Annotated in this window: 18 protein-coding genes; 10 read left to right on the top strand and 8 right to left on the bottom strand. The window is 44.6% G+C overall.

The genetic code is table 11. The features are described from left to right. From BHC51_RS06640 to efeB, 7 genes are all read left to right on the top strand, one after another. On the top strand, nucleotides 1-3043 hold a 3043-nt coding region (locus tag BHC51_RS06640; RefSeq protein ID WP_180296451.1), incomplete at its 5' end, for a YadA family autotransporter adhesin. Nucleotides 3044-4067: 1024 nt separating this feature from the next. Then, complete coding sequence (locus BHC51_RS06635; RefSeq protein WP_100153603.1) at nucleotides 4068-4427, top strand: hypothetical protein; 360 nt, start codon at nucleotides 4068-4070, stop codon at nucleotides 4425-4427. Between the two features lie 574 nt (nucleotides 4428-5001). Then, on the top strand, nucleotides 5002-5547 hold the full coding sequence (locus tag BHC51_RS06630) for an iron transporter (RefSeq protein WP_100124323.1): 546 nt from the start codon (nucleotides 5002-5004) through the stop codon (nucleotides 5545-5547). A 101-nt stretch (nucleotides 5548-5648) separates the two neighbouring features. Further along, nucleotides 5649-5984 carry a cupredoxin domain-containing protein gene (locus BHC51_RS06625; RefSeq protein WP_100099270.1) on the top strand — a complete coding sequence of 112 codons (336 nt, stop codon included), beginning with the start codon at nucleotides 5649-5651 and terminating at the stop codon, nucleotides 5982-5984. 14 nt (nucleotides 5985-5998) lie between these two features. Then, nucleotides 5999-6829, top strand: coding sequence for an FTR1 family iron permease (locus BHC51_RS06620; RefSeq protein WP_100099269.1), 831 nt, complete (start codon nucleotides 5999-6001; stop codon nucleotides 6827-6829). Next, nucleotides 6826-7716, top strand: a complete 891-nt coding sequence (locus BHC51_RS06615; protein WP_100153602.1) for an EfeM/EfeO family lipoprotein — start codon at nucleotides 6826-6828, stop codon at nucleotides 7714-7716. Before BHC51_RS06620 ends, BHC51_RS06615 begins: the two co-directional genes overlap by 4 nt. A 10-nt stretch (nucleotides 7717-7726) precedes the next feature. Continuing rightward, nucleotides 7727-9016, top strand: coding sequence for an iron uptake transporter deferrochelatase/peroxidase subunit (efeB, locus tag BHC51_RS06610; RefSeq protein WP_100099267.1), 1290 nt, complete (start codon nucleotides 7727-7729; stop codon nucleotides 9014-9016). Between the two features lie 127 nt (nucleotides 9017-9143). Here efeB and pepN read toward each other — a convergent pair whose 3' ends face one another. Further along, nucleotides 9144-11789, bottom strand: coding sequence for an aminopeptidase N (pepN, locus tag BHC51_RS06605; protein ID WP_100153601.1), 2646 nt, complete (start codon nucleotides 11787-11789; stop codon nucleotides 9144-9146). A gap of 33 nt (nucleotides 11790-11822) precedes the next feature. Further along, nucleotides 11823-11975: a hypothetical protein gene (locus tag BHC51_RS12760; RefSeq protein WP_180296450.1), complete on the bottom strand. Its 153-nt coding sequence runs from the start codon at nucleotides 11973-11975 to the stop codon at nucleotides 11823-11825. 798 nt (nucleotides 11976-12773) lie between these two features. Between BHC51_RS12760 and BHC51_RS06600 the strand changes: the two genes are divergently transcribed. Continuing rightward, complete coding sequence (locus BHC51_RS06600) at nucleotides 12774-14174, top strand: amino acid permease (RefSeq protein WP_100099265.1); 1401 nt, start codon at nucleotides 12774-12776, stop codon at nucleotides 14172-14174. Nucleotides 14175-14270: 96 nt separating this feature from the next. Here BHC51_RS06600 and BHC51_RS06595 read toward each other — a convergent pair whose 3' ends face one another. The 3 genes from BHC51_RS06595 to BHC51_RS06585 form a co-directional block, all read right to left on the bottom strand. Further along, nucleotides 14271-15068 carry a thiazole synthase gene (locus tag BHC51_RS06595; RefSeq protein WP_100153600.1) on the bottom strand — a complete coding sequence of 266 codons (798 nt, stop codon included), beginning with the start codon at nucleotides 15066-15068 and terminating at the stop codon, nucleotides 14271-14273. A gap of 945 nt (nucleotides 15069-16013) precedes the next feature. Next, on the bottom strand, nucleotides 16014-16208 hold the full coding sequence (gene thiS, locus BHC51_RS06590; RefSeq protein ID WP_100099263.1) for a sulfur carrier protein ThiS: 195 nt from the start codon (nucleotides 16206-16208) through the stop codon (nucleotides 16014-16016). Further along, entirely contained in the window at nucleotides 16208-17323 is a 1116-nt protein-coding gene (locus BHC51_RS06585) for an FAD-dependent oxidoreductase (RefSeq protein WP_100099262.1), read from the bottom strand. Before BHC51_RS06585 ends, thiS begins: the two co-directional genes overlap by 1 nt. Nucleotides 17324-17499: 176 nt before the next feature. Here BHC51_RS06585 and BHC51_RS06580 point away from each other — a divergent pair, with 176 nt between their 5' ends. After that, a complete protein-coding gene (locus BHC51_RS06580; RefSeq protein WP_100124317.1) occupies nucleotides 17500-17772 on the top strand; it encodes a DUF3079 domain-containing protein in 273 nt (90 codons plus the stop codon). Nucleotides 17773-18586: 814 nt separating this feature from the next. Here the strand turns inward: BHC51_RS06580 and pta are convergent. Both pta and BHC51_RS06570 read right to left on the bottom strand, forming a co-directional pair. Then, on the bottom strand, nucleotides 18587-20287 hold the full coding sequence (pta, locus tag BHC51_RS06575; protein WP_100153599.1) for a phosphate acetyltransferase: 1701 nt from the start codon (nucleotides 20285-20287) through the stop codon (nucleotides 18587-18589). A 785-nt stretch (nucleotides 20288-21072) separates the two neighbouring features. Further along, nucleotides 21073-22488, bottom strand: coding sequence for a hypothetical protein (locus BHC51_RS06570; protein WP_100136074.1), 1416 nt, complete (start codon nucleotides 22486-22488; stop codon nucleotides 21073-21075). A gap of 347 nt (nucleotides 22489-22835) precedes the next feature. Here BHC51_RS06570 and BHC51_RS06565 point away from each other — a divergent pair, with 347 nt between their 5' ends. Beyond that, the gene (locus BHC51_RS06565) at nucleotides 22836-23843 is read left to right on the top strand and encodes an MBL fold metallo-hydrolase (RefSeq protein WP_100153598.1); all 1008 of its coding nucleotides are present in this window, start codon (nucleotides 22836-22838) and stop codon (nucleotides 23841-23843) included. A 389-nt stretch (nucleotides 23844-24232) separates the two neighbouring features. Here BHC51_RS06565 and BHC51_RS06560 read toward each other — a convergent pair whose 3' ends face one another. Then, nucleotides 24233-24886, bottom strand: coding sequence for a TetR/AcrR family transcriptional regulator (locus BHC51_RS06560; RefSeq protein ID WP_100099257.1), 654 nt, complete (start codon nucleotides 24884-24886; stop codon nucleotides 24233-24235). Between the last annotated feature and the right edge of the window lie 44 nt (nucleotides 24887-24930).

Here is a 24930-nt window from a genome sequence, read left to right as displayed (position 1 = left end):
TTTAAGTAACGTCAATGCCAATATCAATACCATTAACAGCAACATTAATGGCTTAAATAACAATGTAGCTAATTTGCAGAAAGACGCTCTGCAATGGAACGGCACTGCTTACGATGCCAGTCATGGCACCGCTAATGCACAGAGAATTACTAATGTAGCCGCTGGGCAGATTGGCGAAAACTCCACCGATGCGATTAACGCCGGACAGCTTTTCAGCGTTTCAACATCTACCGCCGCCAGCCTCAGTACTTTGTCCTCCACATTGAATCAGGCCGGTGATTTAAGTAACGTCAATGCCAATATCAATACCATTAACAGCAACATTAATGGCTTAAATAACAATGTAGCTAATTTGCAGAAAGACGCTCTGCAATGGAACGGCACTGCTTACGATGCCAGCCATGGTACCGCTAATGCACAGAGAATTACCAATGTAGCTGCTGGGCAGATTGGCGAAAACTCCACCGATGCGATTAACGCCGGACAACTTTTCAGCGTTTCAACATCTACTGCCGCCAGCCTCAGTACTTTGTCCTCCACATTGAATCAGGCTGGTGATTTAAGTAACGTCAATGCCAATATCAGTACCATTAACAGCAACATTAATGGCTTAAATAACAATGTAGCCAACTTGCAGAAAGACGCATTGCAATGGAACGGCTCTGCTTACGATGCCAGCCATGGTACCGCTAATGCACAGAGAATTACCAATGTTGCCGTTGGCGATACTGGTGAATACTCAACAGATGCCGTTAATGGCGGACAGTTATATTCTCTCTCCAGCTCTACCATGTCCAGTGTAAATAATCTGTCTACTACTTTCAGTGACAACCTCTCTACCGGCCTGAGCACTGCCAATTCCCGCATTGATACTGTGGCACAGTCTACAACTACCCTTGCCGGTAACCTGACTACTGCCATTAACAGCATCAGCACCCTGCAAAAAGACGCATTGCAATGGAACGGCACTGCTTACGATGCCAGTCATGGCACCGCTAATGCACAGAGAATTACTAATGTAGCTGCTGGGCAGATTGGCGAAAACTCCACCGATGCGATTAACGCCGGACAACTTTTCAGCGTTTCAACATCTACTGCCGCCAGCCTCAGTACTTTGTCTTCTACATTGAATCAGGCCGGTGATTTAAGTAACGTCAATGCCAATATCACTACAATTAACAGCAATCTTAATGGCTTAAATAACAATGTAGCCAACTTGCAGAAAGACGCCCTACAATGGAACGGCACTGCTTACGATGCCAGCCATGGCACCGCTAATGCACAGAGAATTACCAATGTTGCCGTTGGCGATACTGGTGAATACTCAACAGATGCCGTTAATGGCGGACAGTTATATTCTCTCTCCAGCTCTACCGTTTCCGGTTTAAATAATCTGTCTACTACTTTCAGTGACAACCTCTCTACCGGCCTGAGCACTGCCAATTCCCGCATTGATACTGTGGCACAGTCTACAACTACCCTTGCCGGTAACCTGACTACTGCCGTTAACAGCATCAGCACCCTGCAAAAAGACGCATTGCAATGGAACGGCACTGCTTACGATGCCAGTCATGGCACCGCTAATGCACAGAGAATTACTAATGTTGCTAACGGTACTATCGGGGAAAATTCAACTGATGCCGTTAACGGCGGGCAGCTATACAGCCTTTCATCTTCAATCATGAGCTCAGTATCTAGTACCGTTGATAATGTAGTTAATCAAAACAAGATTAATATAGATGCTGTAAACCAAGATATCAAAACCGCACAAACAGCTCTTAAAATTGCGCAAAATGATATCAAAACAGCTCAGGATGATATCCTGACCTCGAAAAAGCTGATTGAGGCACTACAGAAAAATTCTGTTCATTTCGATGATATTATTGATGATACAACACCCGGCTTCTTCGGGCTGACTCGGGATACCACTGAAAGAACAATCAGTAATATTGCAAATGGTCGTGTTGATGCAACATCTAATCAGGCAGTGAACGGCCGCCAGCTTTGGCAAGTAAAAAACGATTTTAAACAAGAGTTACAGAACCTATCTGATTCGTTTGACACTAAACTTGCTCAAAACAACAATGGCAGTACGGCAGCCATTAATGCAGCAACAGATAAAGCCAATCAGGCACTTGCCAAAGCAGATAGCCTATCTACTTCTACAGCAGAAACACTGTCCTCAGTGGCTGCCAGTCTGGGCGGCAATGCCAGCTATAATACTGTGACAAATAGCTTCACTGCACCAAGTTATAACAGCACCACTGCTGATGGTACTGCGGTTACAGCCAATAATGTCGGTGATGCATTAACCAATCTGTACAACGGTGGCAGCAAGTATGCCAAAGTAAACTCCACCCTGAGTGTCGCGTCGGCAAGTGGCAATAATGCTATTGCTGTAGGTGGTGCTGCTGTGGCCAGCGGCAATGGAGCTGTGGCCATAGGTGCAGAAGCCAAAGCTAGCGTTGCAGATGGAGTGGCCATTGGTAATCATGCCAGCGTTACCCAGAGTGGTGGTATTGCACTGGGTGCCAACTCTGTAGCCAATACGGCTGGCGGCATTATGGGCTATATTCCGGCAAATGCCACAACACAGCAGGCTCGTGCCATTCAGGCCACTACCAGTACCGAAGCAGCGGTTTCTGTAGGTGATGCTTCTAAAGGTGTTTATCGCCAGATTACAGGTGTAGCCGCCGGTACCGCAGATACAGATGCCGTGAACGTGGCACAGCTCAAAGGCGTTAATGCCCGCATGGAAAACATCAACCGCTACATCAACGACGTTAACGATCGTGTACAGCACGTAGAACGCCGTGCCTACTCCGGTACTGCACTGGCCATGGCGCTGTCAGGTGCCTATCTGCCACAACTCAATGCCGGTGAGCAGACTGTTGGCGTGGGTATGGGTTCCTACCATGGTTATACCGCCGTTGGTGTTAACTACAAAGCCACAAATAACAACGGTAAATTCTCATGGGGTGCAGGCGTCTCCACTACCGGTCATGAAACTGGCTTTAATGCAGGTATCGGCTATAAATGGTAGTAGCTGAATAAACAGCTTAAGCATCGGGCATATAATTGTATGCCCGATTTTTTAATGGAATATCAAATCGCAAAATATTTTGGCAAACAACCGATATTAATACCTGATTGTAATGATTAAAAACCACTTCTTTATCTGTCAAACTGATTTAGCCAGTGCAGCCAATAAAACAACACTATTACTGTAATACAACTTAATCATTAACTATAAAATATGCAAAATAATTAGAATTAAATTGCTTATTTTTATCTGAGTCAGACATGCATCGTAGCAACCATCCTGCGTATAGGGTTCCAATTAATATATTGTCATCAACAGCTAACCAGCCAAATTTATATAGCTAAACTCACCAGATTTTTCAGTGCACTCTATCATCAGTACAAAATCATATGGTAGGAAAAAGCCGATTGCCTGTTACAACCTTTTACCAAAGCAGAAATTGATGCAATATGGCGTTTAAATAAAGATTAATTCAAAATTAATTTTCTAGCGATAAAACAAGCACAATGAAATCAGCAGACAGATAGCTTCTATCCAGAATGAAAATACACAGCAAACAGCCGAAACATCTGTGCAAGGCAATAATTGACAGTATCAAGCTTTAACGGCAAGATAAAGACGTTGTGTTCAATAGCACAACCAGCTTTGACAGGCTGATTAAAGAGGCAGACATCCTGCTACTCACCAACAGAGTAGCTTTTTTGTCTGTAAATGTTCATTGCCTCACCTGACTCATGGTGGACAGTGGCAGGGAGGCTTCGCGCCTGCCGGTTCTCTTTGTCGGTCTGTCAACCCTGCCATTTGTCTGCCGCCATCTGTGTTTGACAGCACAATTGCGGCTTCATGACCTAAAGAGAGGCAATAACATGAATATCTACAAAGCGAATCTCCCCCATCACTTACTGCAATCTAACCTGCTTGCACAACAACTGCTCACAATCAGGTACCATCAGCACACACAGATATATCACATGACAAATACAAATAATGTATTTAGCATGAATTGTGCACAGGGGGACAGACAATGAAACTTCTTGTTCCTGACAAGGATGCGCTATCCAGTGCACTGCACGACAACTTACAGTTACAGCAACCCTTTGCACTTTACTATCTACAACAAACTACACCAATCGGTAACTCATGGTTTACCGAACCAGAGGAAACCACCGAATATACTGCTTATATCCTATCACCTTATATCATCAAAGTTGACTCCGACTGGCAGGATAGCGGATTACTGGTTTTCAAACCCTGCAACAGTATCATCAGAGCAGAAACCTTAGTATTTTCATTTTGCGAAAAGCGCAATTGGCAACCCTTGTTGTGGCATGGCACAGAACCTTTAGCACAACAAATATGGCAAGCAATAGTACATAAGTCTTAGTTACATGCTGCCTATGGTGACATCATCATAGGCGGCAGCCCTACTTCTACCACCACCAACCCTGCCTGAACAACTCCCTCTTCCAGAGACACTCATATAAAGGTACAAGTAATATTCTTATCTGCTCTGGCCAACAACACCTTCAACCAGCATTGATTGTGACCGTAACCATAATTTAACATTACTTAACTTATATATCAATAGTTTGCCTTTCGCAAATAACAATAATTCGGCTATTTTCAGACAAAGTTTCTGTTTTACAACTACCCCTGTGATATCAGCTATGGCTAAAACCGTTGTAAAACCGAACTTCTAACGCTATCACTCCACATATTAATGCTTTTAGCATAAATATATTTATCAGTAACTATTTTGCTCAAGATCAAATTATCTAAAACAGTCTGAAAAATATAAATTTATTCATCATATCCAACACATTGAATATATATATAAAAACATAACTTAATTGTTTTCTAACATTTGCAAAAGATGTATATTGATAATTCTTATCAATTGTTATCCAGTCATACACTGATCCATATTGATTCTCATGACTAAAATAGGAAAATCAAGCATGCTGTTACAAAAAATTGCCATTGCCTGCGCTGGCTTCATTTCCATGGCAGCCTTTGCACAGGAATACCCTATGGGTAAACCCATCATCAAAAACGGAATGGAAATTTCCGGCGTATATTTGCCACCCATCACCATGGATACCGATGGAATGGATCACAGCAATATGCATCTGCCAGCCAGCAAATCTGATGTACACATGGAAGCAGACATCCATGCCACAGAAGGTAATCCAAACGGTTTTGCCGAAGGTGACTGGATTCCCAATTTGAATATCGAATATTCCATCACCAAACTGACTAAAGGCAAATTTGCGCACGCAGGTAAATTCATGTCCATGGTTGCCAACGATGGTCCTCACTATGGTGACAACATCAAACTCAATGGGCTGGGCAAATACCGGGTTACCTACCGTATTTCCCCCCCCACAGCCAATCAGATGGCGCGTCATATTGACAAAGAAACCGGCGTAGCACCGTGGTTCAAACCCTTTGAAGTTAGCTGGGAATTTGATTACGCCGGAGTAGGCCGTAAAGGCAGCTATTAACAGCACCGGACAGTAAAGGGATTATTCTGATGTTAATCAGTAGGATAATCCCTTAATACTTTGTCACTGTCACAATACCTTTTTCTGTAAGCGTATCCATCATGAAAAAATTTTTCCTTATTGTACTGAGCCTATGCAGCATCATGCTTTCATACTCCGCAGTTGCTGATGACAAAGTCACTCTAGAGCTGAAAATGAAAGATGGCGACATGACACCGTTAACCCTCAATGCTCCGGCCAACAAAATTATTCGCATCAAAATCACCAATATCGGCAAGGGACCAGTAGAATTTGAAAGCCCCCAGCTAGTAAAAGAAAAAGTACTGGCACCAGGAGCTTCATCAGTGGTAGTGATTGCCCCGAAAAAACCCGGCACCTATATCTTTTTCGATGATTTCCATCTCAATAAGCCCCAAGGGCAGTTAATCATAAAATAAAAACGGGATATACCATGGGACAAATCATCTTTGTTGTCTGGCGAGAATGCTTCGAAGCATTGCTTGTAGTTGGCATTATTTATTCATGGATTAAACGCAATCCCAACAGCAGTAACGGTATGCGTTACCTGATTGGCGGAGTAGGACTCGGAGTACTGATATCCTTTATACTGGCTCTGGTTATTAATGGCATATTCAAAGAGCTTACCGATGACCATCAGACAATATTTATGATGGGAATGTCTGCTGTAGCCTGTGTGCTGATTGTGCAGATGGTGTACTGGATGAACAAACATGCCCGCAGCATGAAATCCTCATTGGAACAGGAAATAGCGCAGCAGGTAGCCCGCAACTCATGGTGGGGAGCATTATTCATTATAGCGATTGCCATTGCCCGCGAAGGCAGTGAAATCGTAGTATTTCTGTCAGGGCAAATCATGCAGCTCAACAGCCATAATTACGCCCGCTTCTGCATTGCCGTACTCATTGGTAGCTCAGTATCAGCACTGACCTTTTATACCTTTATTCTAACCAGCCGTTTTATTCAGTGGAAAAAATTCTTTACCATAACCGGCACCATACTATTATTTCTAGCCATATCATTACTGATGAAAGCAGTTGAAGATGGCACCAATATATTATTGGAACATGACATATCCATCCCCGATTTCCTGATTAGTCCGGCATGGGATACCTCAAAGCTTATTGACGATAGCGGCCTGATTGGCAGCCTCGCTTCCTCACTGTTTGCCTACCGTTCTCAGCCAATGTGGATCAACGTTATTACCTTTGGCGTATTCTGGCTGTTAATGACCATACTGTTTTTAAGGAAAAAATCAAAATGAAGCTGCACAGGTTCCATACCCTATTCCTGTGCTCGCTGTTGCTACCGGCAATATCGGCAGCCCACGGCGTAAGGGCACCCATTATTAACAGCACCAATGCAGTAACAGCCAAAGGCGATATTCCCACCCCAGAAAAATACCATTCAGCCATTCGCGCTTATCAACAACAGGTTGTCCAGCAACTGAAAACCACCCAGCAATATCTTGATGCCATCGTACATGCCAGTCAGAACGGGCAATTATTACAGGCACAACAGAACTATATCCGCGCGCATCAAAGCTACGAACAGGTACGGGTTATTGTCAAACTGTTCGGTAATGCCGACCAGAACATCAATTCACGCGCCGACTACTATCTGCAAGGCGTTAGCAACCCTAACTTCAGCGGTTTTCACCGACTGGAATATGATCTGTTTGTACATAAAGATTTGCAGCAGTCACAGACAGAAGCCATCAATCTGCAATATGAAATTATTGATTTGCAGAAGCGGGTTGCGGCTGATGAGCTGGATATAGCTAAAATCATTCAATCCGCATCCGATTTTCTGGAAATGATTCTGCAAACCAAACTCTCTGGCAAAGAAAACCAGTACAGCCATAGCGACTTAGCCGATATTCAGGCTAATGTAAGCGGTTCAGCACAAATCGTGCAGCAGCTTGCTGGCTTTATTCCGGCTGAACAACGTATCGCACTGGATAGCGGCTACCAGCAAATTTTTGCCGTGCTCCGACACTATCAGTTACCGCAGAACCAGTATCAGAACTTCACTGAACTGAGCCAGACTGACCATGACCGGCTGTATTCCCTGCTAAGCATTCAGACCAGCCGTCTGGCACAACTGCGAGCACAACTGGGCGTTCGTATTTATTACAAATACCCTCATTAAGGTTCAAGTTATGCAAAAAAATACCTTCAGACACCAGCCAGAGTTAACTGCCACGCCTGAAGACAACCCTGCCAGCCCCAGTCGCCGCCACGGCATGAAAATACTGCTGGCTGGAGGACTGGGTATAGCCAGTATCGGCGCCACCAAACCAGCCAGTGCGGCCAGCCGCTGTAGTCACGATTACAGTCAGGCTGTCGATTACTGGGGCAACCATCAGGCCGGTGTGATCACCCCCGATACCAAAGAAGCCATTTTTGTTGTCTTTAATGTCACCACACGAGAAAAAGCCCAACTACAACAGTTATTACAGCTCATTTCCCAGCGCATTGCCTATCTCACCCGACCACAGACATTGACAACAGGCAAAAATGACCAACTGCCTCCGGTGGAATCCGGGCTGCTCGGCCATAACCTGTCACCAGATTCGCTTACCATTACCGTAGCCGTAGGCGCCAGCTTGTTTGACCAGCGCTTTGGTCTGGCCAAACATAAACCAAAAAAACTGATTCCCATGCCACGCTTTCCCAACGACCGGCTGGAAAAAGACTGGTGTGGCGGAGACTTGTCGATTCAGCTATGTGCCAACAGCCGCGAAAGCGTAATTTATGCCCTGCGCGATCTGATTAGCCACTGCAACCGGTTCATGATACCCGTTTGGAAAATGGATGGATTTCTGCCAGCACGCGATATCGACCAACATAACACTGCCATCAACCTGTTTGGCTTTAAAGATGGTACCGGCAATGCCTCCATTACCGATAGCAAACTAATGAACGAACTGGTATGGGTAACTGCCGACAATCATGAACCTGCATGGTGTTTGGGCGGCAGCTATCAGGCTATTCGCCTGATTCGCTTTAATCTGGAATTCTGGGACAGAACACCACTGGAAGATCAGGAAAACGATTTTGGCCGTTACAAAACCAGCGGCGCACCCATCGGCATGCAGCATGAAACCGATGATCCTCAGATGAATCGCGACCCGCATGGCGACCGCATTCTGTTCGATTCGCATATGCGCCGTGCTGAACCACGTATTCCGGAACGGCATGTAGCCAGATTACGCCGGCGCAGCTTCAGTTACTCACTAGGTGTATTACCCAGCGGCCAGCTTGATATGGGGCTGATTTTCGTGGCCTACCAGAATGACCTGAAAAAAGGCTTTATCGATACCCAAAACCGCTTAAATGGCGAACCACTGGAACGCTATATCAAACCATTTGGTGGAGGCTTTTTCTTTGTCCTGCCGGGAATGGCCAGAGAAAACGATTATCTGGGCAAGCAGCTGCTTGAAGGATAAACAGCGCTACACCATAGCCTACCTGAGCCTTAATAGCCAAAAGCCTATTCATATCAAAAGAGCACCCCAGCATAAACTGTAGTGCTCTGATTCATTTTATTCAGTCCGGTACTAAGCAACCAACATATCAGTCACGTAAAATCTTATCCACAATCTCACGGCTGTCTTTGGATAAATGCTCTTGCTTCTGAATCCGCAGCAACTGCTCAGCCATTAACGCCTTGCGTTGCGGTTCCAGCCGGCCATACAGATTAAATGCCTGTACCAGACGCGATGCCACCTGCGGATTAAATCCATCAATATGCAATATATGCTCAGCAACAAAACGATAGCCACTACCATCAGCAGCATGAAAATGCCGGATATTACGGCTAAAACTGCCCAGTAGCGAACGCACCTTGTTCGGATTTTCCAGACTGAAAGCAGGATGCTGCAACGCTGCCTGTACCTGTTGCAAAGTATCAGCACGCTGGCTGCCGCCAATCAGCATAAAATATTTATCCATCACCAGATCATCGTGAGCATAACGCTGAGCAAACCCATCTAATAACTCATTCCGTTTATCATCAGACAGATGATTAACAGCCAATAACATACCAAACTCATGAGTCATATTAGTGGCACGCTGCGTGTATTCCGCTGCAATAGTTTGCAATAATTGCGCTCTGGCCTGAACACCCCATTGCAATAAAGTATTGCGCAAACTACGAACTCCGGCCAGATCAGGATGATACTCCTGCGGTGCCGCATACTTACTGTTCTGCTCCTGCTTATCGGCCCATGTACGCCAGTGCGTCAGCGTATCCTCCATACTACCGGCCAGATCCTGCAACAGTGCCTGCCGTGCACGTACATACAACTCAGGATTAATACTTTGCGCATCTTCCCACAACTCCGCCTCAGTCGGCACCTGCAATAATACTGCCTTATAAGCCGGTTCAATATCCGCATTCAACGCCGCAGTAATTGCCTCTGCCAGCTCAGCATGATGGGGAACCGGCTGATTTGCTTCTAGTGCCACCAAATTAGCCGCAACGGCACGCCGGTACAAGGTTTGTGCAGCTTCCCAGCGTGCAAAGGAATCACCATCATGTGCCAGCAGCAGCATCAAATCAGCATCACTATATGGATAATCTAGTCTTACAGGAGCACTGAAACCACGCAATAATGATGGCACCACCTCCTGAGCAACATCATCAAACACAAATGTCTGTTGCGCCTGATTGAATACCAGTACTGTTTCATCTACTGCCACATCCGTATCGCCCAGTCTGAATGCTACAGGTGCACCATCCCTGCCCAGCAAACCCACTTTAACCGGAATCACCATCGGCAGCTTGTCTGCCATATCAGGAGTGGGTGGAATGTACTGCTGCAAATGCAAGCTGAAAGTACGTTTGCCCGCATCATATTCACCATGCGCTTTAATCTGCGGCGTACCAGCCTGACTGTACCATAAAGCAAACTGCTCCAGATTAACACCATTGGCATCCGCCATCGCAGCGCGGAAATCATCACAGGTAACCGCCTGACCATCATGGCGCTGGAAGTAAAGCTGCATACCTTTCTGAAAACCGTCCTCACCCAGAAGTGTATGGTACATACGTACCACTTCAGCACCTTTCTCATACACAGTCAACGTATAGAAATTATTCATTTCCTCATATGAAGCTGGCCGTACCGGATGTGCCATCGGGCCAGCATCCTCGGCAAACTGCATGCTGCGCAACACCCTGACATTATGAATACGACGTACTGCCCTACTGGCACGATCGGCTGAAAATTCCTGATCACGGAATACCGTCAGTCCTTCTTTCAATGACAACTGAAACCAATCACGACAAGTTACCCGGTTACCTGTCCAATTATGGAAATACTCGTGACCAATCACCCCCTCAATTGCTTCAAAATCAGCATCAGTGGCCGTATCACTGCTGGCGAGCACATATTTAGTATTGAAAATATTCAGACCCTTATTTTCCATGGCGCCCATATTAAAATCGCTTACAGCCACAACCATAAAAATATTCAGATCGTATTCCAGATTAAAACGCTCTTCATCCCACTGCATCGCATGCTTCAGCGATTCCAGCGCAAAGCCTGCCTTGGCAGAGTCTTCCGGACGGGTATAAAACTTCAGTGCCACCTCTTTACCACTGCGGGTAGTAAAACTGCCCTCCAGCATCGCCAGCTTCCCAGCCACCAGTGCAAACAGATAGCTTGGTTTAGCAAACGGGTCTCGCCAACATACCCAGTGACGGCCATTGTCCAGCTCACCGCTATCAATCAAATTACCATTAGACAGCATAACCGGATAACGCTGCTTATCACCAATGATAGTAGTGGTAAACTGGCTCATAACATCCGGCCGGTCAAAATAATAGGTAATCTTGCGAAAGCCTTCTGGCTCATTCTGGGTATACAAATTATCACCAGATTCGTACAGTCCCATCAGCGTCTTGTTCTGTGCCGGATACAATCGGGTAGAGATTTCCAGCACAAACTCACTATCTGGCACAGTATGAATAATCAGTTTCTCATCTGCAACTGCATATTCATGCGGAGACAAAAGCTTACCATTTAAAACAACCTGCAACAGCTCAGCACTGCCGTCCAGCACACAGGGTTTACATCCCTGTCGGGGGACAACAGTCATACGATTGAGGACAGTGGTATAAGCATCCTCCAGAGAAAAGGTCAGATTAATATCAGCAACCGCAAAATCCGGTGCCTGATAATCTTTTAGATAATGAACCACTTTATTTTCACTCATCTTCAATACTCTCAATATCCAAATCCATTCCGCCTATTGTACGGCTACCATGCACGCAATCAACCCCAGCGCAGCCGTGCACAGTATTAGCAATATTTTATCCTTAAAATACAGAAATATAATGCACACAGCCTCAATACCGCCATATCTGAGCTGTACCATCGCATCAAGGCGGGTATTATTCATATTTAACCTAATAACAGTCATGTCCGCCAATACCACTACTGGACTTCATAACCGACAACAATCGCAGATAATGCCAGCCATACTGCAACAAAACCGATAACCAGAAAATAACCGCCACAATATACCCGTAGCAAACCATCCATTATTCCGGTCATACCTGACAGACTAAACACTAAGCAGTAAACAGAGTTGCTGTTTCACCGCGTCGCAATATTTGCTTTATTACAGACTCATAATGCCCAACAATACAAATCAGCGAAGTACCGTAAAATACCATTGGCGGCAATATACAAACAAACTAACATCTATCCAGTATCACATTCAGATCACTCAGAATACTTACCCACTACCATCAAATACCCCCCTTATACCAGATTAGTAAAATAAACCAGATAAACGCCTTTTAATATCGTGCGGATAAACATCACAAAAACCATAGTCCAACGAATCCAGTCTGGATCGCGCACACGAACACACACGCCTTACCATAGTGATTATGTGCCAATCTCTGGCCTAACCTTGCACACAGATTAGCTGAGCAGTACCACATTAGTACAACACTGCTCCTTACACAACAACTACATTCAGATATTGCCAGCAACAGCAATAAACTGTGATACAGTATTATGACTTCAAGCTGGCTGCGTAGCTAATCACATACACTGTATCAATGGGTATGAATATAACCCAGCCAGCACCAGAAAACCATTTAACATAAATAACCTCATACCAGCGTATTTTTCCCAAAAATAAAACTATGTTTTCAATTCTTGTTTTCCAGTCTCTAAAGGATACCCCATGAACCGGCCACCTGAGTTAAAACGCACATTGAAAAACCGACATTTACAACTGATTGCCATAGGCGGCGCAATCGGTACCGGCCTTTTTATGGGTTCAGGCCGCACCATCAGTCTGGCAGGGCCATCTGTACTGTTTACCTATATCATCATCGGTGCGTTCCTGTTTTTTGTTATGCGTGCCATGGGTGAACTGCTATTGCACAATCTGCATTACAAATCCTTTGTCGACTTCACCACCGATATTCTCAATCCTACCGTCGGCTATTATGTAGGCTGGTCATACTGGTTTTGCTGGGTGGTCATCGGCATGGCCGATATTGTGGCCATCACCGGCTATACCCAGTTCTGGTGGCCAGAAGTACCACTCTGGCTGCCCGGTATCATATGCATTATTGTCCTGCTGGCACTGAATCTGTTATCCGTCAAACTGTTTGGTGAGATGGAGTTCTGGTTTGCACTGATCAAGATTCTGGCCATTCTCGCACTGATTGGCTGTGGCGGCTATCTGTTACTCACAGGCTTTGTCAGCTCCAGCGGTATTCAGGCACGAATCAGCAATTTATGGACTTATGGAGGCTGGATGCCACATGGCTGGAGCGGTTTTTTTGCTGCCTTTCAGATTGCCATCTTCGCTTTTGTCGGTATTGAGCTCGTTGGCACAGCATCAGCCGAAACAGACAACCCCAATACCACCCTGCCGGCAGCCATCAACAAAATACCAGTGCGCGTAATTGTCTTTTATGTACTGGCCTTAACCATCATCATGACCGTTACCCCGTGGAGCATGGTTGCGCCCGACCGCAGTCCGTTCGTGAACATGTTTACCTTAATCGGCATCAGTGCCGCAGCCACCATCATTAACTTCGTCGTACTGACTTCCGCCCTGTCCTCTGCCAATAGTGGCATGTATTCCACCGGCCGCATGCTGTATGGACTGTCCAGAAACGGCGTTGGGCCGAAAGCTTTTGCGCATCTGTCTGCTACCGGCGTACCACAAAACGGCCTCATCTATTCCTGCACCCTGCTGCTAATTGGCGTGGGTCTGCTCTATGCCGAAGGTGATGTCATGAAAGTATTCACCATCGTCACCACCGTATCCAGTATCTGCTTTATCTTTGTCTGGGCAGTTATTCTGATTGCTTACCTACGTTATCGCAAACTCTATCCTGAGGCACATGCCCGCTCAGTCTACAAAATGCCTTTCGGCATACCCATGTGCTATGTGTGCCTGATTTTCTTTGGGTTTGTTCTGTATCTGTTCACTCAGGATAAGGATACCCTTACCGGCTTAATAGCTACACCCGTCTGGTTTATTCTGCTAACCATGGTTCTGCCCCTGTATCGCCAGCAACTAAAAAAACGCATTACCTATTCAGATACACCCAACACCAACTCTTAACATAAACAAAATCTGTCCTGTTTAACTGACATCAATGCAGCTAAACAGGACAAGCCAACAAATAATAAACAATAAAGCGCTTTCGCGCTTTATTGTTTAAGGCTCATAATCAGGATAGTGCCAGAATGGCTGCCCTACCTGCGGCGTAGAAGCCTGTGCATTATGGCGCGGCACTACCGGCTCTGCTTCATAAGCCAGCCGGCCTGCATTAACTGCCAGAGCAAACGCCTCCGCCATCATCAGCGGATAGCCGCTGCGCGAAACTGCTGTATTAAGCAAAACACCATCAAAGCCCCACTCCATTACCATTGCCGCATGCGAAGGCAGCCCTAGCCCCGCATCCACCAGTAGCGGAATATCCGGCAAACGTTCACGTAACACATGCAGCGCATATTCATGCACCGGTCCCAGACCAGTGCCAATCGGAGCAGCCCACGGCATCAAAGCCTCACAACCAACATCCAGCAAACGGCGACACGCAATCAAATCTTCCGTGCAATACGGCAATACCTTGAAACCATCCTTAATCAGAATATCCGCCGCCTGTACTAACTGAAATACATCTGGCTGCAAAGTATCGTCATCGCCAATCAGTTCCAGCTTAATCCAGTCAGTTGCAAATACCTCCCGTGCCATCTGTGCCGTAGTCACAGCCTCCTCCACACTCAGACAACCGGCAGTATTAGGAAGAATAGGCAAAGCCAGCTCCTGCAATAGCCCCCATAAACCCCGACCATGCTCGGCTGAGGTAGCACCCTGCCGGCGCAACGCTACAGTAATCATGGCCGGCTGCGCTTTTCTTACCGCTGCACGCAGCACTTCCGGATTAGGATAAGCAGCAGTGCCCAACAGCAAACGACTATCAAACTGTTCATCATAAAGTTGCAAAGCCATAAGCCATCTCCCCATTCATATAAAATTAACAAATATTCCCAAACAGCCGGCAGTCATCCTAAGTAAAGAATATTAGATTTTATAACCAGAACAACAACTTTGCATCTATTTTCACCTCAAAGAATAACATCAAATATAATTACCATATCCCAAAGCAGTCAGAGTACAAGCCTATCCCTGATACCAAAAGCATAGGCACAGACAAATATCTCCCGTTACCATGCCAATTAGCATTGATACAGACAACCGTATACACCTTACAATAATGTCGATAGTTTTATTACCAGAAAATATTTTTTAGAATTTTCTTTTATTCTTAGCCAAAGTTTAGTTTAAAATAATTAATCATAACCTTAATATATATAATATCTTGCAAATAGAAAGATAGCTAACTAACTTAAAGACATCGAGGTATGCAATCAGAAAACAGACATTTACCATTATGTAATATTTCAGAAAAAGAATATCCAAAACTGTCGCTATAAGGAACGCTAAATTACTTGGAATAACCCAAGCTGCAACAACAATATTCATTAGCTCATTAGTTAACGATAAACTAATTTCAAGAAAAAAATTCCAGAATGATAAAATAGTTTACCTCGCCTTCCTCACCGATACCGGCACTAAACCAGCTGTGTAAATTCTTTATCAACATCGCCCTTAGATTGAGTAAGTAACAAAATTAATTCTTCAATTCCAGCCAAGACAGCCTACATATCACTGGACAAAGCAGAACGGCAGATTAAATCATCAGCATATTAAATTTATCTACAAACAAACCAGCATTATTACTAATACATTCTCAGAGACAAATATCACTTTATTTAAAAATAAACAGATCAAATTGAATTATCAGCAAGCATAAACTGCACTAACCAGATAGCAAAAAACCCTGTATGCAAACAGGGCTTTCAAAACAAAAACAGAATGTGACCAACATACTAACTAGCCACCTACCACCGGACTCACAATATCCACCTTATCTTGCGATTGTAAATAATAAGTCGAATACTGATTTCTAGCGACAAAAGATGTATTTACCGCTACAGCAAAAGGCGCTTCCAGCTTCAAATATTGAACCAGATCAGCGACAGTACTGCCATCAAAAGCAATTACCTCATCATTAACACAAATATCCATCAAACTGCCTCCCCGTTCTGATTTACCGGCAAAACATCAATGTGATAGCACGCCTGAGCATCCGGCAACAACTGCTGTTGCATTAAAGCCTGCAATACATGCACCGTAGCAATACTCACCGCAGGCGAAATCATAAAACCATGCCGGAACAACCCATTAACCGTTACAACACGATTCTGTATATCATAACGTATTTCCGGGCTTTCATGATTAAGCGTGGGGCGCAGCTCAGCCAGACTTTCCAGAATCCGAGCTTCCCCAAAGGCCGGATGCACAGAATACAGAGCAGACATCAGCTCCAGCCCACTGCGTACACTCAGATTACTGTTATCTTCGCTCTCAATCTGCGTAGCCCCAACAACAAACAGCTTGTTCTGTTTAGGCGCAATATAAATAGGATAGCGTGGATGCAATACCCGCACCGGCCGGTGAAGCACAATATCCGGTGCATACACACGCAACACTTCTCCCCGCACCCCGCGTAAGCGACTTTGACCATAACTGTTCCAGTTACTTTTGCCACCGTAGCCACGACAATCCAACGTCCAGTGCGCAAGTGCCGCACATTCAGCCAAATCACCACAGTGCTCCCAATAACAGCTTACCTGTTGCCGGTCGAGCATATCCGCCAAAGCCAGCAAAGTTTGACGATTATCCAACTGCCCTTCAGTGGGTAGAAACAAACCTTGCTGAAAACGTCCAGACAACTGTGGTTCGTGTTCACTGATTTCCTGATTATGCCATACCTGCCAGACACTGCTGTCCACATGAGCCCGTTGCAAATGCTGGGAAAACTGCTTGGCCAGAGCATGATCCTGCGAATGCCACACAATCAGCGAACCATTCTGCTGCATAAATACCGGTGTTGGGAATAAATTCACCCACTGACGCCAGATGGGTAAACTGGCATAACCAAGCTGCACCACCAGCGGCGTAGCTTCTGCCGCTTCTGCCGTAGGTGCCAGCATTGCTGCTGCTGCAAAAGCAGCAGCACCCTCACCATTACGCTTACCAGCATTGAGCAATACTACCTTACATCCCTGATCTGCCAGTAACCACGCAGTCAAACGTCCCAGTAAACCTCCCCCCAGCACCGCCACATCATATTGTTTCATCGTGCCCCCCGTTTCCATTGACCTGAATCTGTACCCTGTCCGTATCGGTTTGCCGTCTACAATGCCCGCAGCCAATCCAGACAAAACATTACACAGCGCTTAACTATCCATTTCTTGAACAAATCTACCTCAGCATGTATAACCATCATATTACTCATAACAGGGTATACACTACCATGGCCAAGGTTTTTCCATTACATCCCAAACATCCTGAACGAATCTGTTGGGGCTGCGACAAATACTGCCGTGCCGATGACCTGCTATGTGGTAATGGCTGCATCCGTATTCCTCATCCCTGCGAAGATTTCGGCGAACATTGGTATCTGAACGGCGACTGGTCTGGTCTACTTTCCGATGCCCAGCGTGCACAAATTGCCATTGCCAGTAAACCCTCTTCGTCAGAAATCAAACCACATAAACCCCACATCAAACTAATGTTAAAAAAATAGTTCAGTCTTAATGTAACAGCAAGCACTCCCCGCTGTCCGAACTCATATCGCAAAAAAGACAACTTCCTTAATCCAGCTCATAATATTTAAATGCAAACAGCCAACATTAAGCTGAATAAATATAAAATTACCTGCCTCTGATGCAAAGCAATAAAATATTAATGCCAAATAAATTAAATAAACAACAATTACTTACCACAAAAGCATAATACAAACAGATTGATTCATCATAATCAATATTCGCATTGCTGAAAATGACATAAACATATTAAACAGTAAAAATAATTTCACATACCGGTGTAGCACAGCTTAAACAACCAGAACATCGCATAAACTTACGACAGAAAACACTGATCAGAATCGCAGACATACTTTAATAGTACCATGCCGGCAACAGAATAAATGGCTATATAACAGGAAGACGGGAAGCAAAATAAATAAAATTAGCCGGTACATTCCGGAATGACTTTTAAACAAACCGCACAGCAGATAAAAATAAACCGCCTGCAAAAATCCGCAGGCGAGTATTAAATACCATCAATATCCTCTAATTTTAGATTATGCCTCTGTATTCTTGGCCTTTTTCAGACAGAAAGTCTGCGTTACAAACTGTAATTTATGAGCACAGTTTTGGCAATAGTCCGTAAAATTACAGCATCAAAAGACAATAATCAGCCTATTTCCCCTAAATATCATTATTAATCTTGCGCAAAAAAGCAGATTATTGAATTTTCTTACCATACACACCAAAAATCGGGCAGATGATAGTTATACCACCTGCCCACAGATTACAAAACCAGATACAATAATTCGTTTAACTCATCTGCACAGCCTGAATTGCTGTCAAAGCAACAGTATAAACAATATCTTCAATCAGAGCGCCACGAGACAAATCGTTTACCGGTTTGTTCAGACCTTGCAACATCGGACCAACACTCAACACATGAGCACTGCGCTGAACCGCTTTATAAGTTGTATTACCAGTATTTAAATCAGGGAATACAAATACCGTTGCCTGACCTGCTACCTTACTGTCAGGAGCTTTCTGCCGGCCCACGCTCGGTACACTGGCCGCATCATACTGCAAAGGTCCGTCAATATGCAGATCAGGACGTTTTTGCTGTGCCAGCTTAGTTGCAGCAGTAACCTTTTCCACATCAGCACCACTACCAGATGAGCCAGTAGAATAAGAAATCATCGCCACTTTTGGTTCAATACCAAATGCTTTAGCAGAATCAGCAGACTGAATAGCAATATCAGCCAACTGCTCGGCAGTAGGATTCGGATTTACCGCACAATCACCATATACCAGCACCTGATCCGGCATCAGCATAAAGAATACACTGGATACCAGACTGGCACCCGGTGCAGTTTTAATCAGTTGCAAGGCCGGACGAATAGTATTGGCTGTAGTATGCACAGCGCCAGATACCAAACCATCCACGTCACCTGTTGCCAGCATCATAGTACCCAGTACCACTGTATCCTGTAACTGTTCAGCCGCCTGTTCCGCAGTCAACCCCTTACTCTTTCTCAGCTCTACCATCGGAGCAACATAACGTTCACGGATACTGTCAGGGTCAATGATTTCCAGCGAGGCTGGTAAAGTGATTCCTTTAGCCTGCGCCACCTCTTCCACTTCTGCTTTTTTAGCCAGCAACACACAGCGGGCAATACCTTTATTTTCACAAATTGCTGCCGCAGCAATCGTACGTGGTTCATTACCTTCAGGCAAAACAATACGCTTATTAGCTGAACGGGCACGTGCCATCATCTGATAGCGGAATGCTGCCGGTGCCAAATGTTCTGCTACCGGTTTAGCCAGTTCCGCGCAAAGCAGCTCAGCGTTTAACTGAGCAGCCACAGCTTTAGCCACATCCTGAGCCTGCGCTACTTCGACACCAGCAGATGCGGCAGTAACCAGACCAATACATTCAAGCTTTTTACCATGTGCAGCCAGTTCCGCCTGCACTTCTGCGGCAAAACCGGCAGCCGGTGCAGTTTGGGCATCAGCAGTTAAAATAAAGCCACTGATTTCAGTATGTCCATGTGCATAATCATGTAAAGCCAGTTGCAACTGAGCAGCCACCGCAGCAGGTGTTTGGTCTGCCACAGCAGCCACCAGAATCACCCGTGCATTCAGTGCGGCCGCAATTTTTACATTTTGTGCAGGCAAGTAAGTCCGGCCAGCTTCAGGCACAGCACCTTCAACCACCACCACATCGTGTCTGGCTTCAGCCATCTGGTGGAAAGCAGCCACAAACTCTTCTACCGCATCATCTGCCTGTCCCTGATACACACGTTCATCCAGACTAGCCAGCGACTGCGATGCAGGCAGATTCTGCTGCAATACAGCCTGCACCAGTGCAGCTGTGTTATCCGCAGCCACATCTGTAGCAACCGGCTTAAAGTACAATGACACATGTCCGGCCTGAACAAAAGCCTGTGCCACACCCAAACCTAGCGCAGACAGACCTGTCTGATTTCCAGTTGGTACCAGCAAAAATTGCGACATAATTATCCCTTTCGTATAAATAACACCCACAGCAATCGCTGCACTTATCTTATCGCTAACGATTATAGTTTAGTTCGCTTCACCACATCACAAACTGCATCAACTTTTGCATGAAAAAACATAAACCAGCCGGATATATCAACCAGCTACCACCATTTAAGTCATTCTTTACCGAACCATTATCCGCCTCAATCAGGCATCAGTGCAGACATAGCAACCCAAACCATTATTTGTCCCACTACCCAGATAAACATCAAATTAAGCTAAAAATAGTCCTTATCCAAACCAGCAAAGCAAACTGCCCACAGATACAGGCACACGAACAAATTAAATAAACCTATTAATTTTTTTTCAATCATCTTAGTTCCAGAAATTGTGTCATATACCTCATATCACAAATTCTGTATTTCCGTTTTTTATATTCTCTTCTTGGCAACCATACCAGAAATAAATTATTTATTAGGAAAACTGGTGAACAAAATCATGAAAAAATAACAGATTAATCATTCCCAATGGAATCGGAGACAAAAGCAATTCAGGATTTTTGTATAAATAGAGAAAATTTCCAGACCAAAGCTGCTCTGTATTTCAGAAACAAGAGCAAATATAATGACTTTGTTATATCAGCCAACAGAAATTAAACAACATCTCCCTCAGAGCACAAATAATGGCACCATACCAAAAGAATTAAAATTAAATGGTATAAAGCACAGCAATATCAAAACATCATCTGGGAGGCTGCCTGAACAGACAGCTCATCCATTTAAGACAGCCCTTATCCCGCGCTACAGATTAGCCAGTACTCGGCTCATCTCATAAAAATCGCCCCGCATTTGAGACCATAGATTTTCACGTGCCTGATCAAACTGTTCCTCACGGCCAAGCAGTTTACCTTCAGTAAAAGCCGTATATTTGCTGGGCACATGGCCGTCAAACCAGTAATAAGTCTGCGACGAGGTACTCTTTGCACTGTATTGCCGGTTTAAATCATACAGCCCATTTGAACGTACCTCAGCTACCATCTCCGCCTCATTAACCGTTTTCACACTATACTGTTTAAAATAAAAATCCTCATAAACAGCCTGATTCACCATATTGCCATCGGCATCAGCCACCTGCTTCGTGCCAACCCGTAAATTTTCATGCTTATCACTGGTTTCAATATTTTCCTTGTACTGCTGAAAATGACCACGAGTCATACTCACATCAATCACCAGATTAGCAGCACTGGCACTGCTTACAAAACTCACGTAATTTTTTTGAAGCGCAGAGCGTATACGGTCAGCCAGATAACTATTACCGCGGACAAATATCTGTACCTGTCCCTTACGAGCATAAACATCAGCCAGTTTAGTGGCATTTTTATAAGAGCTGCCATAAGGACTGTATACCTGACTGGCCGCACTGAACAAACTGGCCGCCTCACGGTATTCACTTAAATACCTTGCTTTGCGCACAATGGCCTGCGCCTGCTGGTACTGATTTTCTGCCTCAATTGTGCGCCATTTTTTTTCATAAATATCGGCCAGTTTAGCGCTATCCTTATAATTACCTAAAGGCAGATAGACATCATGCGCCTTACGGAAATTAGCTGCTGCCTGCTTATAATTCCGCGCTCGGACATTAGCTTGTCCCTCAGCATAAAACTCCTGCGCAGCAGTCTTATAATACATTTTCTGATTATCCTCAGCGCGCTTGTAAATATCTTTATAATTAAAATATTCATAGCCCTGACGGTATAATTTGGCCTTACGCAGATAATCATTACTATTAGTCGCCACAATGGCACCAGCCTGCTGGTAAAACTGTATCGCCAGAGATTCTTTCAGCCCACTCACCGTATACAGACCCAAATATTGCTCAATAAAAGAACTGTAGCTTTTGTCTTCCAGCTTAGTTTTCATCTCCAGCAACAGCTGATAATTTTTAATCCGTGTATCATAATCTGCCGCCGCAGCCTGCTGAATATTTCTCTGTGCCATCTGAGTCAGTTCACTAACTGTCACCTGCAAATACAGAATATCTTTTTCTTTCCACGGTTTATTTTGCTGTTGCAGCTTCTGGCTTTTCGCATTAAAGTTAGTCGCCAGAATATTCACTCCACCGATATAATCGCCTGTTTTAAACTTATCTTCCGGTTTAACCGGTACTACACAGCTTGCCAGAAACAAACACAAAAACACCAGTAAAACTTTTTTCATTGATCTATCCCCTCAGCTACAAAAATAGGCATCTGGTAAAATATCAAATCGCATATTAGCATTTACAAAAGAAACCAACAATAAATACACATATTAACTTAAATTCATTGATATACAACATCATTTCACAATCAGAGTAATGATGTAAACAACCTAATATAATCAAAATCGCGATATCACATACCTGACACAAAACAGCAAATAGCCCAGCAAGCATTCTAGTACGCTCAAATTAAGCTAAAATACAGATATCAATGCAGAAAACAAATTAAAGATCCTCTCAAAAATCCATTTTGGCGGCAATAATCCATCGCACCCATAACCATATCAGCTAAAGGCAACCCAGAATGCTATTTAAAAGAAAAAACCCGTACTACAATCCGGCGAAAGCCCACCATACACCCTATGGCTTTCGTAATCTGGAGCCAACAGTTATCAAACAGCTTGAAGTCTATCGCTGGAACTGGGAAAGACACATACAACACCTGCCCAAACCGCCACAACAGGGCTATGAGCGCTTTGCTCAGGACTGGTATCAGATACCTGACTTTACTCTCAGCGGCAACCGGCTATGGTGGATTAGTCATGCCACATTGTTACTGCGTTTACAGCAATGCATGATTATCACCGATCCCGTATTCTCACAGCGCGTTTCACCAGTAACATTTGCAGGTCCGAAGCGCCGCACCCAGCCGGCAGCCAGCATTGCCCAGCTCCCCCCCATTGATGTTATTGCCTTGTCACACAACCATTACGACCATCTGGACAAAGCCAGTATCCGGCAGTTGGCTGCTCGTTTTCCGGCCATTACAGCCGTTGTTCCATTAGGCCTGAAAAACACACTGCAAAAGCTGGGCGTTAGCAACGTAATTGAACTGGACTGGTGGGAACAGATAAACATAAAAGATATCCAATTTCATGCCGTGCCGGCACAACATTGGAGTCAGCGAGGCATCTTCGACCGCAACCTTAGCCTGTGGTGTGGCTGGATAATGCAAACACCCCAAGGCAGCAGTACTTATTTCAGTGGTGATACGGGTTTCAGCGAAATAATGTTCCGGCAGATAGCAGAACGTTTTGCGCCCATAGACATGGCCGCTCTCCAGATAGGTGCCTATGCACCGCGCTGGTTTATGCACAATCAGCACATCGACCCACAACAGGCAGTAACCATTTTTAAAATACTGCAATGCCGTCAGGCTGTCGGAATCCACTGGGGCGCTTTTGAACTGGCCGACGAACCACTGGATGAACCACCACAGCTACTGGCCACCGCCTGTGCACAACAACAACTTTCCACTGGTCGCTTTGAAAGTATCAAAATGGGAGCCAGCCGCATAATTTCTGCTGCCTGAACTAAACACTAACAGAAAAAATCTGCAATAACATCATAAAAAACTGATTTTTTTAGTAAAACCATATTGAAAAACAATACTGGTCTCAAACCTAAATACACAATACAAGTAAAGCCAGCAGACAATTTCAGCAGAATATCGCTTTCAAAAGAACTGATCGGATGACAAAATCATTCGCAACCAGCTTATAGACATTGCACAAAGCAAATACTTAACTAATAAAACAGAAACAAAACACCAAATCAGAGAAGTTATCAGCACATCTTGCCCAGACATGCAAGCTGAGCTGACACAGTATCCAGCCAGAAAAATTACATCCAGATACAGAAATCCTGAATTAAAACACCCAAACAAACCACATTCAGCCTGAATAAAATGGGTTTTAACATTTACACCTGATTACTTAAATCAGCCATCATACGGTTAAACTCCTCACGATAAGCAGGAGCAACATACGGGCGCAACAACGTGAGCGTCTGATGTGTACCGCGAAACTTCGAGGCTTCATTCAGCTTGCGTTCATACAGAGCACTGTCATAGTCACACCAGTATTTAGTAATCAGCCAGATATTGACAGCCATTTCCGTACGAGCCGTTTCATCTGTTTGAATAAATCCGATATCAGTCAACTGTTGCAACAGATTCTGCAATAATGGTGACACCTGTATTCGGGTAAAATTATTATGCTCACCCAGCAGCTCGGCACTGCGCGACAGCATCGCATTCAAATCACTGAACAAAAAACGGTATTTCCACATCACATCATATACACCAAACATATAGTTCTTAATGGCATCCGTGTCCTGTGGCGTTTTAACATGTTGCAGATAGCACAACAGCTCCTCACTGTAGCGCTTAAACAGCTGCATAATAATTTCATCTTTATTGCGAAAGTGATAATACAGATTGCCCGGACTAATACCCAGATAAGAAGCAATATGATTAGTACTGACATTACGCTCACCCTCTTCATTAAACAGCCTCAGACTGGCATCAATAATACGATTATAAGTATTGGGGCGTGATTCTTTCACCATATTCATTTCTTTCAGATTATGCAGTGTCTTACCGCGCAGATCATACAGAT

It is taken from the genome of Snodgrassella alvi (assembly GCF_002777745.1).
Lineage (GTDB): Bacteria > Pseudomonadota > Gammaproteobacteria > Burkholderiales > Neisseriaceae > Snodgrassella > Snodgrassella alvi_D.
The sequence above is the reverse complement of the archived record's forward strand: the minus strand, read 5'-3'. Positions and strand labels throughout refer to the sequence as shown.

What these genes read in the sequence shown, in the direction of transcription:
- efeB (WP_100099267.1), top strand. Translation starts at nt 7,727, where the DNA reads ATGCAAAAAAATACCTTCAGACACCAGCCAGAGTTAACTGCCACGCCT.
- BHC51_RS06560 (WP_100099257.1), bottom strand. Translation starts at nt 24,886, where the DNA reads ATGAATATGGTGAAAGAATCACGCCCCAATACTTATAATCGTATTATT.
- BHC51_RS06585 (WP_100099262.1), bottom strand. Translation starts at nt 17,323, where the DNA reads ATGAAACAATATGATGTGGCGGTGCTGGGGGGAGGTTTACTGGGACGT.
- BHC51_RS06635 (WP_100153603.1), top strand. Translation starts at nt 4,068, where the DNA reads ATGAAACTTCTTGTTCCTGACAAGGATGCGCTATCCAGTGCACTGCAC.
- pta (WP_100153599.1), bottom strand. Translation starts at nt 20,287, where the DNA reads ATGTCGCAATTTTTGCTGGTACCAACTGGAAATCAGACAGGTCTGTCT.
- BHC51_RS06565 (WP_100153598.1), top strand. Translation starts at nt 22,836, where the DNA reads ATGCTATTTAAAAGAAAAAACCCGTACTACAATCCGGCGAAAGCCCAC.
- BHC51_RS06615 (WP_100153602.1), top strand. Translation starts at nt 6,826, where the DNA reads ATGAAGCTGCACAGGTTCCATACCCTATTCCTGTGCTCGCTGTTGCTA.
- thiS (WP_100099263.1), bottom strand. Translation starts at nt 16,208, where the DNA reads ATGGATATTTGTGTTAATGATGAGGTAATTGCTTTTGATGGCAGTACT.
- BHC51_RS06570 (WP_100136074.1), bottom strand. Translation starts at nt 22,488, where the DNA reads ATGAAAAAAGTTTTACTGGTGTTTTTGTGTTTGTTTCTGGCAAGCTGT.
- BHC51_RS06620 (WP_100099269.1), top strand. Translation starts at nt 5,999, where the DNA reads ATGGGACAAATCATCTTTGTTGTCTGGCGAGAATGCTTCGAAGCATTG.
- BHC51_RS12760 (WP_180296450.1), bottom strand. Translation starts at nt 11,975, where the DNA reads ATGAATAATACCCGCCTTGATGCGATGGTACAGCTCAGATATGGCGGT.
- BHC51_RS06595 (WP_100153600.1), bottom strand. Translation starts at nt 15,068, where the DNA reads ATGGCTTTGCAACTTTATGATGAACAGTTTGATAGTCGTTTGCTGTTG.
- BHC51_RS06625 (WP_100099270.1), top strand. Translation starts at nt 5,649, where the DNA reads ATGAAAAAATTTTTCCTTATTGTACTGAGCCTATGCAGCATCATGCTT.
- BHC51_RS06630 (WP_100124323.1), top strand. Translation starts at nt 5,002, where the DNA reads ATGCTGTTACAAAAAATTGCCATTGCCTGCGCTGGCTTCATTTCCATG.
- pepN (WP_100153601.1), bottom strand. Translation starts at nt 11,789, where the DNA reads ATGAGTGAAAATAAAGTGGTTCATTATCTAAAAGATTATCAGGCACCG.
- BHC51_RS06580 (WP_100124317.1), top strand. Translation starts at nt 17,500, where the DNA reads ATGGCCAAGGTTTTTCCATTACATCCCAAACATCCTGAACGAATCTGT.
- BHC51_RS06600 (WP_100099265.1), top strand. Translation starts at nt 12,774, where the DNA reads ATGAACCGGCCACCTGAGTTAAAACGCACATTGAAAAACCGACATTTA.